The sequence below is a fragment of the Corynebacterium zhongnanshanii genome (assembly GCF_014490575.1).
GTDB lineage: Bacteria > Actinomycetota > Actinomycetes > Mycobacteriales > Mycobacteriaceae > Corynebacterium > Corynebacterium zhongnanshanii.
On sequence record NZ_CP061033.1, the window covers coordinates 546,753 to 561,213 of the forward strand.

At 62.2% G+C, this 14,461-nt stretch carries 15 protein-coding genes and 1 tRNA gene; 10 read left to right on the forward strand and 6 right to left on the reverse strand.

Annotated elements, in window-relative coordinates; translation table 11 throughout:
* Positions 1 to 9: 9 nt before the first annotated feature.
* The 3 genes from IAU67_RS02380 to IAU67_RS02390 form a co-directional block, all read right to left on the reverse strand.
* Positions 10 to 1,599, reverse strand: coding sequence for an AMP-binding protein (locus IAU67_RS02380; RefSeq protein ID WP_151843219.1), 1,590 nt, complete (start codon positions 1,597 to 1,599; stop codon positions 10 to 12).
* Positions 1,600 to 1,769: 170 nt separating this feature from the next.
* Positions 1,770 to 3,803 carry an ATP-dependent DNA helicase gene (locus IAU67_RS02385; RefSeq protein WP_151843220.1) on the reverse strand — a complete coding sequence of 678 codons (2,034 nt, stop codon included), beginning with the start codon at positions 3,801 to 3,803 and terminating at the stop codon, positions 1,770 to 1,772.
* 21 nt (positions 3,804 to 3,824) lie between these two features.
* Positions 3,825 to 5,147 (reverse strand): nicotinate phosphoribosyltransferase, encoded by a 1,323-nt coding sequence (locus IAU67_RS02390; RefSeq protein ID WP_151843259.1) that lies wholly within the window; start codon positions 5,145 to 5,147, stop codon positions 3,825 to 3,827.
* 64 nt (positions 5,148 to 5,211) lie between these two features.
* On the opposite strand from IAU67_RS02390, the gene clpS reads away from it, so the two are divergent.
* From clpS to IAU67_RS02435, 9 genes are all read left to right on the forward strand, one after another.
* On the forward strand, positions 5,212 to 5,517 hold the full coding sequence (clpS, locus tag IAU67_RS02395; protein WP_151843221.1) for an ATP-dependent Clp protease adapter ClpS: 306 nt from the start codon (positions 5,212 to 5,214) through the stop codon (positions 5,515 to 5,517).
* A 50-nt stretch (positions 5,518 to 5,567) separates the two neighbouring features.
* On the forward strand, positions 5,568 to 6,137 hold the full coding sequence (locus IAU67_RS02400; protein ID WP_151843222.1) for a DUF2017 domain-containing protein: 570 nt from the start codon (positions 5,568 to 5,570) through the stop codon (positions 6,135 to 6,137).
* 21 nt (positions 6,138 to 6,158) lie between these two features.
* Positions 6,159 to 7,313, forward strand: a complete 1,155-nt coding sequence (locus IAU67_RS02405) for a P1 family peptidase (RefSeq protein ID WP_151843223.1) — start codon at positions 6,159 to 6,161, stop codon at positions 7,311 to 7,313.
* Positions 7,310 to 7,969 carry a rhomboid family intramembrane serine protease gene (locus IAU67_RS02410; RefSeq protein WP_225723609.1) on the forward strand — a complete coding sequence of 220 codons (660 nt, stop codon included), beginning with the start codon at positions 7,310 to 7,312 and terminating at the stop codon, positions 7,967 to 7,969. The genes IAU67_RS02405 and IAU67_RS02410 overlap by 4 nt, the downstream gene beginning before the upstream one ends.
* Complete coding sequence (gene murI / locus IAU67_RS02415) at positions 7,969 to 8,844, forward strand: glutamate racemase (protein WP_151843224.1); 876 nt, start codon at positions 7,969 to 7,971, stop codon at positions 8,842 to 8,844. The genes IAU67_RS02410 and murI overlap by 1 nt, the downstream gene beginning before the upstream one ends.
* Positions 8,845 to 8,861: 17 nt before the next feature.
* A complete protein-coding gene (locus IAU67_RS02420) occupies positions 8,862 to 9,659 on the forward strand; it encodes an MBL fold metallo-hydrolase (RefSeq protein WP_187767944.1) in 798 nt (265 codons plus the stop codon).
* A 64-nt stretch (positions 9,660 to 9,723) separates the two neighbouring features.
* Positions 9,724 to 10,497, forward strand: coding sequence for a ribonuclease PH (gene rph, locus IAU67_RS02425; RefSeq protein ID WP_151843225.1), 774 nt, complete (start codon positions 9,724 to 9,726; stop codon positions 10,495 to 10,497).
* A 14-nt stretch (positions 10,498 to 10,511) separates the two neighbouring features.
* A complete protein-coding gene (locus IAU67_RS02430) occupies positions 10,512 to 11,147 on the forward strand; it encodes a non-canonical purine NTP pyrophosphatase (protein WP_151843226.1) in 636 nt (211 codons plus the stop codon).
* Positions 11,148 to 11,236: 89 nt separating this feature from the next.
* The gene (locus IAU67_RS02435) at positions 11,237 to 12,589 is read left to right on the forward strand and encodes an amidohydrolase (RefSeq protein WP_225723610.1); all 1,353 of its coding nucleotides are present in this window, start codon (positions 11,237 to 11,239) and stop codon (positions 12,587 to 12,589) included.
* A 21-nt stretch (positions 12,590 to 12,610) separates the two neighbouring features.
* Here IAU67_RS02435 and IAU67_RS02440 read toward each other — a convergent pair whose 3' ends face one another.
* Both IAU67_RS02440 and IAU67_RS02445 read right to left on the reverse strand, forming a co-directional pair.
* Entirely contained in the window at positions 12,611 to 12,979 is a 369-nt protein-coding gene (locus IAU67_RS02440; RefSeq protein WP_151843227.1) for a DUF3817 domain-containing protein, read from the reverse strand.
* An 11-nt stretch (positions 12,980 to 12,990) separates the two neighbouring features.
* The gene (locus IAU67_RS02445; protein ID WP_151843228.1) at positions 12,991 to 13,407 is read right to left on the reverse strand and encodes a hypothetical protein; all 417 of its coding nucleotides are present in this window, start codon (positions 13,405 to 13,407) and stop codon (positions 12,991 to 12,993) included.
* Positions 13,408 to 13,499: 92 nt separating this feature from the next.
* Between IAU67_RS02445 and IAU67_RS02450 the strand changes: the two genes are divergently transcribed.
* Positions 13,500 to 13,581 (forward strand) — tRNA-Leu (locus IAU67_RS02450).
* Positions 13,582 to 13,945: 364 nt separating this feature from the next.
* On the opposite strand, the gene bcp is transcribed toward IAU67_RS02450, so the two are convergent.
* Complete coding sequence (gene bcp / locus IAU67_RS02455) at positions 13,946 to 14,428, reverse strand: thioredoxin-dependent thiol peroxidase (protein WP_151843229.1); 483 nt, start codon at positions 14,426 to 14,428, stop codon at positions 13,946 to 13,948.
* Positions 14,429 to 14,461 lie beyond the last annotated feature (33 nt).

Below are 14,461 nucleotides of genomic sequence, written 5' to 3' on the forward strand. Positions count from 1 at the left end.
GCATCAGAATTAGGCCTGCTGCGCCTCTTCGTGAGCCTGGCGCAGCTCGCGGCGCAGGATCTTTCCGGTGCTGGACTTCGGAATCTGATCGATGAACTCCACCAGGCGGATCTTCTTGTACGGAGCCACATGCTCCTCCACAAACGCCATGATCTCCTCGCCGGAGATGTCTTGCCCATCCTGCAGCACCACGTAGGCCTTGGGGATTTCCTCGCCATCTTCCTCGCGGGTCACGCCCACTACGGCGGAATCGGCGATCGCCGGGTGGGACAGCAACAGAGCTTCCAGCTCTGCAGGGGGAACCTGGTAGCCCTTGTACTTGATGAGTTCCTTCAAGCGGTCCACGATGTAGACGTGGCCGTGCTGATCCTGCTGTGCCATGTCACCCGTGCGCAGCCAGCCGTCGCCCGGCAAGGTGGCTGCGGTTTCCTCGGGGCGGTTCAAGTAGCCCAGCATGATCTGCGGTCCTCGCACCCACAGCTCACCGACCTCGGACTTGCCCTCACCCTCGGGGAGCGCGATCTCTTCGCCGGTCTCTACATTCACCAGCTTGTGTTCGGTATTGGCGACGGGCTGGCCGATCGTGGCACGTGGCAGGTTCGGGTCAATGTTCGCGTGCGTCAGTGGGGAGGTTTCGGTCATGCCGTAGCCCTGCTGGACGTGGGTGCCCAGGCGCTTTTCCACGGCGCGGGCCAGCTCCTCGTCCAGGCTGGCCGCACCGCAGAACAGACCGCGGAGGCTGGACAGGTCGTAGTTGTCCACCATGGGGTGCTTCGCCAGCACCACGGCTACGGGTGGGGCGATGAAGGTGAATGTGACCCCGTACTTCTGGTGTGCCTCAAGGAAGGGCTGCAGATCGAACTTGGGCATGGTCAGCAGCTTGGCGCGGGTGGATAGCGCGAAGTTGATGAGTGCGGTCAGCCCGTAGATGTGGAAGAACGGCAGGATGCCCAGGATGATGTCGTCACCGGTGACGATGGGCAGATCCGTTCCCTGCAGCGCGTTACTGACCAGCTGCCGGTGGCTGAGCTGCACACCCTTCGGTAGTCCTGTGGTTCCCGAGGAGTAGGGAAGTGCGGCCACGTCCGTGTCCACGTCGAAGGTGACCTCTGGTGGCTGGTGGCCGGCGGTGAGGATCGCCGGAAGGCCTTCCGGAGTGTCCAGCTGGATGATCATGTCCTCAGGCAAGCCGTGATTGCGCGCGCCTTCAGGGGAGACATCGCCCAGCGCGGAGATAGTGAGCAGCATCTTGGAGTTGCTGTCCTTCAGCTGCGTTTCGACGGACTTCACCGTGGACAGCAGGGACAGCGGGCTCAAGATAGCGCCGATGCGCCAGACAGCGTGCGCGACAATGATGAACGCCTCGGAGTTGGGACAGTGGAGCGCCACCACGTCGCCTTTGGTGATGCCTTTGTGGCTGAGCCATCCTGCCATGGCGTCAACTTTCACGCGCAGTTCGGCGTAGGTGGTTTCCGTGTTGGTCGCAAGGTCGATGACGGCGGTTCGTTGCCCGTCTTCCTCGCTGAGGGATCCGAAGACAAGGCTGTAGAGGTCGGTGTTGTCCAGGGGAAGGGGTGGACGCTTGCTAGAGATCGGCACAGAGTTCTCCTCGTGGGTGATAAGTGGCACACTGACAACGTGTTTCGCGTCTTTTATGACGCACACCATAGAATACTTGGTGCTGTGACCTAACTTACATATTTTCGCCACGGGAGATAGTTTCGGGTACCCTCAGCCGCACCGACCAGCCACCTTGTCCCGCCGCGCCGCTACGCGGACTCATTCAACCGACGCAGAGCACCCCGCACCACCTGGCCGTCGCTCGTTTCCCAGAAATCCGGCATGGAGGCGCGAATGTAGCTTCCGTAGCGAGCCTTCGCCAAACGCGGATCAAGAACCGCCACCACACCCTTGTCTGTCACGGACCGCAACAGCCGGCCCGCGCCCTGAGCCATCAGCAAGGACGCGTGGTTGGCCGCCACTTCCATGAACCCGTTGCGCCCCGCCCGTTGGGCCGCCTGCTGACGCGCCTGCATGAGGGGATCGTTCGGCCGGGGGAACGGAATGCGGTCCATGATGACGAGCTGCAGACTAGGCCCCGGAACATCCACGCCCTGCCACAGACCCAAGGTGCCGAACAGGCATGTCTCGGGGTCCTCCCGAAACTGAGTCACCAGGCGGGAGAGTGAATCCTCGCCCTGAAGCAGTACCTTGTGAGGGCTTAAGCTGCGCAGCTGCTCGGCCATGTACTCGGCGGCCTTCCGGGAGCTAAACAGCCCCAGCGTGCGCCCACCGGCGGCGTTGATGAGCTGCGCCACCTCGTCCACCACCGCGTCCGCGGCACCGTCGCGCCCGGGGGTGGGCAGGTGGCTGGCGACGTAGAGGATGCCGTGCTTTTTCGCGTCGAAGGGGGTGCCCACGTCCAGCGTTGTGGTGCTCTTCGCCAGCCCCCAGGCTGCTAGCATCGCCGCGAACTTCCCGCCGAGCGCTAGCGTGGCACTGGTGAGCACCACCGTCGAGTTCGAGAACAGCCGTTGTGCCAGAATGTCGGACACGCTCAGCGGGGCCACGCAGATATTCTTTTTTTCTTCCGACGCCAACCACACCACGTCGTCCTGCGATCCGGTGATGCTGAGGATCCGCACGACCGTGTCGTGAATCTCTTCCGTGGCGGCCTTCATGGCTTGGCGCTCCGCAGCCTTGTCTTCGTCCGGTTCCAGGGAGGAGATGGATCGGTTGAGCGTCCATGCAGCTTCCTTCAGGCTCGTTAGGGCCAGCTCGAAGTGTTGGGGCAGGCCATCCCATTTTCGGTGCAGTGGAGTGTCGCTGTTGTTCGGGTAGGCGTTCAGCTGTTCGTCGAGGGTCTGGGTCCAATTCTCGAGGGCCGCGAGGAGACGATCCCCGGCGTCGGAATCTTTGGGAAGCAGGTTGCCCGCACGTTTGGCGACAATGCTGATGCCGGCGGGGGATAGCTCGCTGGTGGCTACATTGGTGACGCGGCCCTCCAGCTCGTGGGCCTCGTCCACCACGATGACATCGTGCTCGGGAAGTACGGCGTTATCGGACAGGGCGTCGATGGCCAGCAGGGCGTGGTTGGTGACGATCACATCGGCCTGCTGGGCGGCTGAGCGCGCGTGCTCGGCGAAGCATTGATCGCCGAAGGGGCAGTGGGAGGCGCCCACGCATTCGCGGGAGGCTACGCTCACCTGGCGCCAAGCTACGTCGCTCACCCCACGCTCAAGGTTGTCCCGGTCGCCGTCCTCAGTCTCCTGCGCCCACTCGTGAAGGCGAGCCACCTGAGCCCCAACGGAGGTGAGTTCGTGCGCGGAGACCAGGGCATCTTCTTGCGGCTCGGAGGTGCCCGATGTGCCGTGGATTTTGTTGAGGCACAGGTAGTTGTTCCGCCCTTTGAGGATCGCGAACTCGAGGGGGCGCGGAAGGTCGTCTTCCAGGGCCGTGGCCAAGCGCGGGAGGTCCCTTTCCACCAGTTGACGCTGCAGGGCGATGGTTGCTGTGGAGACGATGACGGGATTGTCCGAGTGCATGGCATGGTTGATCGCCGGAACCAGGTAGGCCAAGGACTTGCCGGTGCCGGTGCCTGCCTGAACGGCCACATGTTTCTTGTTGTGCATGGCTGAGGCGACGGCGTCCGCCATCTTCTGCTGCCCTGGGCGAGGGGAGCCGCCCACCGAGCGCACTGCCGTGGCGAGCATCGGCTGGATGTCCGGCGGGGTGGATGAGGAAGACGACGAGGACTCTGACGAGGACTCTGAGGAGGATTCCGACGGGGGTGTGGTGGGCATGGCGAACTCTTTTCGCTCTTCTTAATCTCGCGCGGTTTCCACGTGCCGCACGCTAATGGCCGGCTCGTCGCGGGTGAGCGCGAGTCCCTCCCACGGCAGTGTCACGCGCTGCTGCTTGCAGTAGGCGCGGGTTTCTTCCAGGGTGGGCTGGCCGTCCACGATCTCCCCATCGCGAATGAGCGGGACCGTCAGCGGGTAGGCGTTCAGCATTCCCGTGTCCGGGACGGCGCTTCCGATGGGGTAGGTGATTTCCTCCACGGCCGTGCCGGTGGATCGGGTGGCGCGGATGGCTGCCTTGGCGCCGCCGACCGACTTCTTCCCACGGGAACGCTTCATGACGTGGTGGCCGTCCACTTCGACCAGCTTGTAGACCAGGCCCGCCGTGGGTGCGCCTGAGCCTGTGACCACGGATGTTCCGACGCCGAAGATGTCCACGGGTTCCGACCGCAGGGCGGCGATGGCGAATTCATCCAGGTCGCTGGAGACCACAATCTTGGTGTTCTTCGCACCCAACGAATCCAGCTGTGCGCGCACCTGTCCGGACAACACCCCAAGGTCACCGGAGTCAATGCGCACCGCTCCCAAATTCGGTCCCGCGACCTCCACGGCGGTCTGCACGCCCTGGGTGATGTCGAAGGTATCCACCAGAAGCGTGGTGTCCGTGCCGAGGGCATCTACCTGCGCTTGGAACGCGGCCCGTTCATTGGGCGTGCCGTCCTCGTTGACATGGAGCAACGTCCAGGCGTGGGCGGCAGTGCCGGAGGTGGGAATGCCGTAGCGATAGCCGGCCTCGAGGTTGGAGGTCGCGTCGAACCCTGCGACGTAGGTGGCGCGTGCCGCCGTGACGGCGGAGTATTCGTGGGTACGCCGCGAGCCCATTTCGATAATCATCCGCCCTTCCGCGGCGGACACCATGCGGGATGCCGCAGATGCCACCGCGGAATCAGAGTTCAGGATCGAGAGGATCACGGTCTCCAGGATCACGCCCTCACCGAAGGTGGAGCGGATGGTGAGGATCGGGGATTGAGGGAAGTACAGCTCGCCCTCACGGAACCCATCCACCTGCCCGGTGAAGCGGTAGGAGCGCAGATATTCCAGGGTCTCCGGGCGGAGGAAATCCAGCTTTTCTAGCTGCTCCTCAGTGAAGCGGAAGTTCTTGATCGCCTCCAGGACGCGGGCGGTGCCCGCCACCACTCCGTAGCGGCGCTCGTTGGGAAGCCTGCGGGTAAACACTTCGAAGGCGCACTGCCTATCGACCGTTCCGTCCAGGATGGCAGCTTCCAGCATGGTGAGCTCATACATATCGGTCAGTAGAGCTGTTGATCTAGTAGTCACCTCGCCCATGGTAGTCCATAGCATCTACAGGGCATCACCCCATCGGCAGCGCATTGTCGGTATTCTGGGTTTCATGACTTCACCCGCTGCCCCTTCCGCAACCCCTGTGGCGGAGAAGCTTCCCGAGACCGCCACAGAAGCGAATCTCCCATGGATGTGCATCTGCTGGGATGATCCCGTCAACCTCATGAGCTACGTGACCTATGTCTTCCAGACCGTGCTGGGATACTCACGCAAGCGAGCCACCGAACTGATGATGGAGGTCCACACCCAAGGCAAGGCTGTGGTGAGCTCTGGAGAGCGGGACAAGGTGGAAGCCGATGTGAAGAAACTGCAGACCGCAGGGCTGTGGGCCACGATGGAACAGTCCCAGGGCTAACACGAAGGCGCACTCACGGCTAACCACGAAAGGACTGGTGAACTCTCCCCATGCAGCCATGGACGAAGAAAAACAGCCTGCTGAAAGGCACTCGCTTCCTCACCGTGTTGGAGCCTTTGGAGCGAGAGATGCTGGGGGACTCCGCCGCCTCCGTGTCCGACAAGCTCATGGAGCGCGTGCGCACCGCCCCGAAGGATGAATTGTCGGAGCTCACGGGCATGCCCTCCGGCCATGCCGAACCCCCGGCGGACCCAGGGCTCGCCCGCCTGCTGCCGGACTTCTTCCGGGATGGCGCAGAGCAGATCGACGGCGATGCCAGCCTCACCCGCCAGCTCAACGAGACGGACATCATCCGGGGAAAGCTCAGCAATCTGCGCTACCTCATTGACTATCTGGGCCCCAACGGCTCCGTGAATATCTCTCTGACACAGGAGGAAGTCCAGCCGTGGCTGGCGGGCCTGACGGATATTCGCCTCTACCACACCGCGCAGCTGGAGGAGTTCCGCGAGGAGCTGGGCGAAGATTCCAACCAGGTGCAGGCCGCTCAGAATTACCTGGACTGGCTGGGTTTCCACCAAGACAGCCTGCTGACCGCACTGATGGGGGATCTGGGTGTATAGCCCGCGGAGAGGCACACGCGTATGAGCACTGAACTGTTCGGGTGCCGCCCCGGTACCACCAACTCCCTCATGGACGTGGAGGGGCTGGGCGTGGGCCACGCGGTGTGCGAGGACGAGCAGGGGGACTCCGGCACCACGGTGATTGTCGCGCCGGGCGGTGCCGTCGCCGGTGTGGACGTGCGGGGTGGCGGACCCGGTACCCGGGAAACCGACCTGCTGGAGCCGCACAACACGGTGCAGGCCGTCCATGCGATTGCCCTGTCGGGCGGGTCTGCCTTTGGGCTGGACGCGGCCGGCGGGGTCATGCGCTGCCTGGAGAGCCGCGGCATCGGATTCCCCGTCCTGGGCGACCATGCCCCGGACAAAATTGTGCCGATCGTGCCCTCTGCTGTGATCTTTGACCTCCTGCTGGGCCGGTGGGATTCCAGACCCGACGCCGGCACTGGGGCCCTCGCGGCCCAGCGTGCCCTGGCGGCATACGCAGGCAAGGCTATAGAGTCCGCGACCGTCTCGGGGAACGTGGGCGCTGGCCTTGCGGCCTCCGCCGGAGCGCTTAAGGGAGGTTTCGGCCAGGCCAGCGCGACTTTCCCGGAGGGCAGCCCCTTGGCCGGCGTGACCATCGCGGCGGGTGTGGTGGCCAACCCGCAGGGGGCTGTTATTGATCCGAGGAGCGGGCAATTGTGGGGCTCGGCGTCGGTATTTTCGGGGGAGATGGATACCCCGCAGGTATCGTGCGACGCGGCAGAGGCACTGCGCGGCATGAACATCCTGGGCACGAAGATCACGCCACAGATGCTGGATACGCCGCAGCTCAACACCACAATCGGCGTGATTGCGACGAACGCCACACTCACGAAAGCGCAGTGCACGCGGCTGGCGATGAGCGGCCACGACGGGCTGGCGCGCGCGATCCGCCCAGCCCACATGCCGATGGATGGCGACACCCTGTTCACCCTGGCGACCGGGCACACGGATGTGGCCGTGGACCCGGTGGCGCTCAGCATGCTGACCGCCGCCAGCGCGAACGTGGTAGAACGGGCGATTGTGCACGCAGTCCTGGCCGCAGACTCCGCCTTTGGAGTTCCCAGCTACCGGGACGTGCTGGCCAACCCCTCGGGCCTCGCATCGAATTCCGCACTAGACACAACAGATCGGACCTCAAGAACCACCCCATGACTAGAACTTTCTCCGCAGTGATGTCCTCCATCGCGTTCCTGACTGTCCTTTGGATTGTCCAGATCGTGAACGTGTACATGGGAGGCTACCTCACGAACTTCGGTGTTCACCCGCGCGATCCCTATGGGCTCATCGGGATTCCGCTCGCCCCGTTTATCCACGGCAGTTGGGAACACCTCATCGCCAACACCTCCATCGCCTGGGCCTTAGTGTTCCTGGTGGCCTTGAGCGGCCGCGCGGTGCTGTGGCGAGCCTCCACCATTATTGTGCTGGTCTCCGGGTTGGGCACCTGGGTGGTGGCAAGCCCGCTGACCGTGCACGTGGGTGCCTCGGGCCTGATCTTCGGATGGGTGACGTTCCTGATCTTCCAAGGCTGGTACTCGCGCAGCATCCTGCAGATGCTGCTGGGGGTTGTGGTGGTGTTTGCCTACGGAGGTGTGCTGTGGGGAGTCTTTCCCACCACGATGGGAGTGAGCTGGCAGATGCACCTGTTCGGCGCCATCGGTGGAGTGATCGCCGCGCGCAGCGTGGGGCAGGACATGCGCCGCAACCGGCAGGTCATGAAGCGCAGGCAGCGGATGCAGCGGGCGCCGTATCAGGATGCTCCGCTGTACGGATCGGCTGGCCCTGGTAACCGGCCGTGGGGAGGCCGCTGATGGCGGGCACACGCGACAATTGGCAGGGCGAGAGCCAGCACGGAGATAACCAGCACGGAGACAACAGGCCGATCGGAGTGTTCGACTCCGGAGTGGGAGGCCTGACCGTGGCGCGCACCATCGCTGACCTCCTGCCACACGAAAACCTCACCTACATCGGGGACACGGAAAACTCACCCTATGGCGATAAGCCGCAGGAGCTCGTCCGGCACCTCTCCCTCAACATCGCCCACGAACTCGCCGACCGCGGATGCAAAATGATCGTCATCGCCTGCAACACCGCCACCGCCGCCAGCTTCCACGACGTGCGCGAGCAACTGGACATACCCGTTGTTGAGGTTATTACGCCGGCGGTACGCAGGGCCGTGTCGGCGTCGAAAAATAATAAGGTAGGAGTGATCGCCACACAGGGTACGGTGAGCAGCCACGCCTACCGCGACATGTTTCAGAAACTCTCCGCGGTGGACGTGGTGGAGCAGGCCTGCCCGCAGTTCGTCCCGTTCGTGGAACGGGGAATCACCGCCGGGCGGCAGATCATGGGCTTGGCGGAGAACTACCTGCAGCCGCTGAAGGATCGCGGCGTGGACACGGTGGTGCTGGGCTGCACACACTACCCGCTGCTGGCCGGCGTGGTGCAGCTGGTCATGGGAGATAACGTAACCCTGGTGAATTCCGCGGAGGAAACGGCAAAGACGGTGTTCCGAACGCTCAGCGAACGGGACATGCTGGCCACAGAGGGCAATGTTCGGCATCTGAGTTTTGAATCAACGGGAGATCCGCAACGTTTCGCGAACCTCGCCACGCGTTTTCTGGGGCCGGGAATTAGTTCGGTCTCTCACATTCCGGAGTCATTTTTAACTTTTAGACAGCGATAGTGCAAGAATAGCTAGCTATGGAACTCGTCGTGCTTGGTTGCTCAGGGTCCGTGCCAGGACCGGAGTCCGCTGCCTCTGGATACTTGCTGAAGAGTCCGCAGCACAATGCCGATCTCTTGATGGATATCGGCTCAGGTGTGCTCGCGGCCATGCAACGCACAGCAGATGTAGACCCAGAAAATTGCCACGTGGTTTTTTCACATATGCACGCCGACCATTGCTCCGATTTCCCCTCATTGATGGTGTGGCGCCGGTGGCATCCCACGGATAATTCCGAGTGCAAGCACACCCTGCTGGGGCCGACGATGGCAGAAGGACACCTGTGCCGCATGGGCGGCGACTACCTTGACCGGCCGGACGACCTGACGGACTCCTACAGCCTGCAAGTGCACCGCACGGGCACAGGGCCCTTCGATCCCGCGACCTATCCCGTCACACAGGTGGGGGACTTCTCCGTCTATTCCGCCGAGGCCATCCACACCACGGAGGCGTACATGATGCGCGTAGAGCACGAGGGGAAGTCCGTGGTCTACACGGGCGATACCGCCTGGACGGAGTCTTTGGTTCACATCGCCCAGGGCGCGGATGTTTTGCTCGCCGAGGCAACCTGGGGAGCCACCAGCGAAGATAAGCCGGAGGGGATGCACCTATCGGGCCAGGAGGCTGGACGGGCCGCGCGCCTGGCGGGGGTAGAGAAGCTAATCCTTACACACATTCCGCCGTGGGGGGATGCGGAGGCCACGCTGGCTGCGGCGCGCTCTGAGTTTGATGGGCCGATCGCTCTGGCTGAAGCGGGCATGCGGGTGACGATCTAGCGTACTGCGTTGTATCGTGCCGCGCGCCTGCGCTGTGTCTGTGCAGGGGGCTACACTAGAGGGCATGTCTACACCTTCTCATTCTGACGTCACACGCGCCGATGGCCGTGCCACCCATGAGCTCCGCCCAGTCAAAATCACCCGGGGTTTCACCACCAACCCTGCGGGAAGCGTGTTGGTGGAGTTCGGTAACACGCGAGTGATGTGCACCGCCAGCGTGAAGGAGGGGGTGCCGCGCTTCAAGAAGGATTCCGGTGAAGGCTGGCTGACCGCCGAGTACTCCATGCTGCCAAGCTCCACCCACGAGCGTATGCCCCGCGAGTCCATGAAGGGCAAAGTCAAGGGCCGCACGCACGAGATCTCCCGATTGGTGGGCCGGGCGTTGCGCGCCGCCGTGGACTTAAGCCAATTGGGCGAAAACACCGTGGAGATCGATTGCGACGTCCTGCAGGCCGACGGAGGCACGCGCACTGCAGCCATTACAGGTGCTTATGTTGCGCTGGCCGACGCCCTAGCGGTCTTAGAACAACGCGGTGTTGTTCCCGGACAGCCGCTGCGCGCGCCTGTTGCCGCTGTGAGCGTGGGCATCATCGACGGTGTGCCGTGCGTGGACCTGCCGTACGAGGAGGATTCCCGCGCGGATGTGGATATGAACGTCGTGATGACCGAGCAGGGACATTTTGTGGAGATCCAGGGCACCGGCGAGCATGCTGAGTTCTCCCGTGCTGAGCTGGGGGAGATGCTGGACCTGGCGGAGGGGGCGTTGCGTCAGCTCATTGATCTGCAGAATGAAGTGCTCTCCCAGCCACTGCCCACCGCTTCTACGCGAGCTCGCTAGGAGGCTGATCGGGCATGAAGGTTTTAGTGGCATCACGGAATGCAAAGAAGCTTAAAGAACTCCAGCGCGTGCTGCAGGCGGCGGATGTTCAGGGGATTGAGCTGGTGAGCTTGGCGGATATTGATGAGTACCCGGAGTCCCCGGAAACGGGAGCTACGTTCGTGGCTAATGCTCAGATTAAGACGCAGGATGGTGTGCGTTACGCGGGCCTTCCCACTATTGCGGATGATTCGGGGATCCGGGTGGACCGGCTGAATGGCATGCCGGGTGTGCTCTCGGCGCGTTGGTCGGGAACCCACGGGGATGACGCGGCGAATAACGCGCTTCTGCTGGCGCAATTGAAGGACTTCACGGATCCTGAGGAACGTGGCGCACAGTTTGTCTCTGCGTGTGTTTTGCAGCTGCCGGCAGACCTTGCCGAGCAGACCGGCATGCAGGAGGTCTATGCCGTGGAAGGTGTGTGGGAGGGCTCCCTCTTGATGGAGGAACAGGGCGCGGGTGGATTCGGCTACGATCCGCTGTTCAGCCCAGTGGAGGAGCCCGGCCGCTCAGCTGCAGAGTTGAGCCCAGAGCGCAAGGACGAGCTATCCCATCGAGGAAAGGCGCTGGCGCAACTGGTGGAGCCTCTGCGTCGGCTGGCACAGCATTGACATCGCCGACAACGCTCAATCGTTTGTCAATGTTTTCGTGTTCGCCCGCGTTGTAGCGTAGGCCCGCAGCTCAACAGAAGAAAAAGGATATGAACCCCACAGAGGTCAGCCCCGCTGACATCATCAATGAAGCACGTACGGATCTGACGTGGATGGAGGATGTGTATAAGCACTTCCACCGCTATCCAGAGCTCTCCGGAGCCGAGGAAAAAACCGCTGCCCGGATTCTGGAAGAGCTCCAGCGCTTCCCGGACTGGGAGGTGACCAGCACCATCGGCGGTTATGGCATCACCGCGGTGCGTCGCAATGGTGACGGTCCCGCCGTGCTCATGCGCGCCGATTTTGATGGGTTGCCCGTGGCGGAGAACACGGACGTGGACTACAAATCCCAGCATTCCCAGTTGAATGCTCTGGGGCAGCGGGTGCCGACCATGCATGCGTGTGGGCACGATCACCACACCACCAGCTTGTTGGGCGCCATGGCCTTGCTAGAGGATTCAGCCGATCGATGGACGGGAACGGTCATTGCACTGTTCCAACCGGCTGAGGAATTATCGGTGGGTGCCTTCCGCATGGTGGGCGATGGTCTGGCGCAGAAGATCCCGAAGCCAGACGTCTGCCTCACCCAGCACATCATCGCCGGGCCAGCCGGGAAGATCTTTAGTGCGGCGGGTCCCGTGATGACGTCCTCCACCACGATTGAGATCACCTTGTTCGGACGCGGGGCGCATGCCTCCATGCCACACCGTTCGGTGGATCCCGTGGTGCTGGCGGCATCGACGATCATGCGGCTGCAAACCATCGTGTCCCGAGAGGTGCCACCGGATAAGTTCGCAGTGATTACGGTGGCCTCCGTGGAGGCCGGCAAGGCCAACAACGTGATCCCGGACTCGGCAAAGATCAGCTTGTCCTGCCGTTTCTATGATGAAGAGTTGCGCCTCAAGTGCATCGAGGCGATCAAGCGCATTGTTCGTGCGGAAGTTGCTGCGGCCGGCGCGGAACGCGAACCGGAGTTTAAGTTTGTTGGATTGTTGGGGGCGACCAACAATTCCGATACGGTGTTTCGCACCATTCGCCCTCATTTCGATGAGGTGTTCGGTGAGGATTCTGAGGACATGGAGCCGTGGACGGCCTCAGAGGATTTCTCCGTGATCCCTAAACACTTCGGGGTTCCGTACCTGTTGTGGACGGTCGGCATTACTCCGCGAGCGAAGTGGCAGCGTGCACAGGCCGCGGGCCGGCTGGATATTGATATTCCTACGAACCACAACCCGGCGTTTTTGCCGGAGCTCTCCACCCTCGAGGTGGGGGCCCGTGCGGCAGCGACGGGCATTCTGGCGTGCTTGGGTGCGCAGTGGGCGCCTGGTGAGGACACCACGCAGGGTGGACCGACCGCCGCGGAAATTGATGCGGTAGCTGTGGAAACGGCCCCGGCCGACTAAAGATGCACCGGCTGGGTTGCCTTAGATATGAAAGGCGGCCTTCACTTCCTTACGACGCTTTGCCTCCACGATGAAGCTAAGGAAGGGGATCACGCCGGCCAGGATGGTGGTGATCCACTTGCCGGGTTCCCAGCGAGCCTTCGTGCCGAGATCCAGGCAGGTAATGGCGTAAATAATGAAGAACAAGCCGTGAGCCTGGCCGATGTAGGTGAACCATTCCGGGGTGTTCTCGGAGCCGAGGATCAGGTACTTGGTGATCATTTCCGCAACCAAGATGAGGAGCCAAATACCCGTGACAATCGCGGCGATGGAATAGAACTTCAGGGACTTGGCCACGCGCTTTTGTCGTTCAGGGTGAATGGGGTTCGCGGTCGTGCTGGTTTCGTTCACGTTTTTACTGCCTACTCGTCGAGGGAATTGTTGGGTGTGCGGTTACGGCGATTCCGGCGCCGGTCGTCCTCAAAGTCAACGGTGCTGATATGTGAGGGGCTGGCGTTGGCGAGCAGGTCCGTGGGAATTTCTCGCATGGAGTTCTTCACCTCATCGGGCACGGCAGCCTGGTCATCTCCCAGCACGCGCTCTTTCTCATAGCGGATGTACTTCCGATAGGCGACGATCAGGAGAATGCCGAACACAGGCCATTGGATGGCATAGCCGAGATTCTGGAAGGAGCCATCGGACTGGTGCCACGCGTTCCATTGCCAGCGCGCCAGTAACAGCGTAGCCACCACGGCTAACGTCAAAAAGATCAGTTGAACAATACGTACACGCAGCGGGAAGGGATTGCCCTGGGGGGTATTGTTGTCCGCGGTGCTCACGTGCCCAAGTGTACCCGGTTGCTGGGGGAAGACAATTCTGCCCGAGAGCATTTCTTTCCGGGGTGCACTTCTTGCTAGAGTGTGTGATGTACGCGCCTGTGGCGGAATTGGCAGACGCGCTGGATTTAGGTTCCAGTGTCTTATGACGTGGGAGTTCAAGTCTCCCCAGGCGCACAGCACCACAACTCTCTTAAGAGGTGAGAGGTATGATCGAAAAGATTCTCGTCCTCAGCTGTGGATTTCTCTTGCTTATCGCGGCACTATGCTTCGGTTTCGCAGGAAATAACCTTGTTGCCTCGGTATGTTCACTGATAGGAATTCTGGTCTTTTGGTACTGGAGGTGGTCCCCACCGTCCTCAAAGCCGGGGACTAACAGTGCATCGGACAACCCGTCCGCACAGGACGTTCGGCACTATCGCCAGGACCACCCGGGGACGAACAGTGCATCGGACAACCCGTCCCCACAGGAAGTCCGGCGCTATCGCCAAGAGCATCCGGGGACGTCCATCCTCCAGGCTGTCCGGGAACTGAAGCGTCGCTAGAGCGACAGCTCCTTGGCGATGCGGGCCACATGCCCCGTGGCCTTCACGTTGTACTTCGCTAGCTCGATCTTTCTTTCCTCATTCACCACGAACGTGGATCGGATCACGCCCTGAACCACCTTGCCGTAGTTCTTCTTCTCGCCGAAGGCGCCCCACGCTGTCATGACGGACTTGTCGGCGTCGGACAGGAGAGGGAACGTGAGGGAGTGCTGGTCGCGGAACTTCACCAGCGCGTCCACAGAGTCCGGGGAGATACCCAGCACCTCAATGCCGGCGTTATTCAGCTCGGTGAGGGAGTCCCGGAAGTCACAGGCCTCCGTGGTGCAGCCCGGGGTGTTGGCCCTGGGGTAGAAGTACACGATTACTTTCTTGCCCCGGTAATCAGCCAAGGACACGTCCGTGCCCTGGTCGCTGGTGAGGGTGAAATCAGGGGCTGCGTCGCCCACCTCAAGGCGGGTTGGTTGCGTTGCATCAGTCATAGGCACCACCATACGCCTTCGTTTCTCGGCATC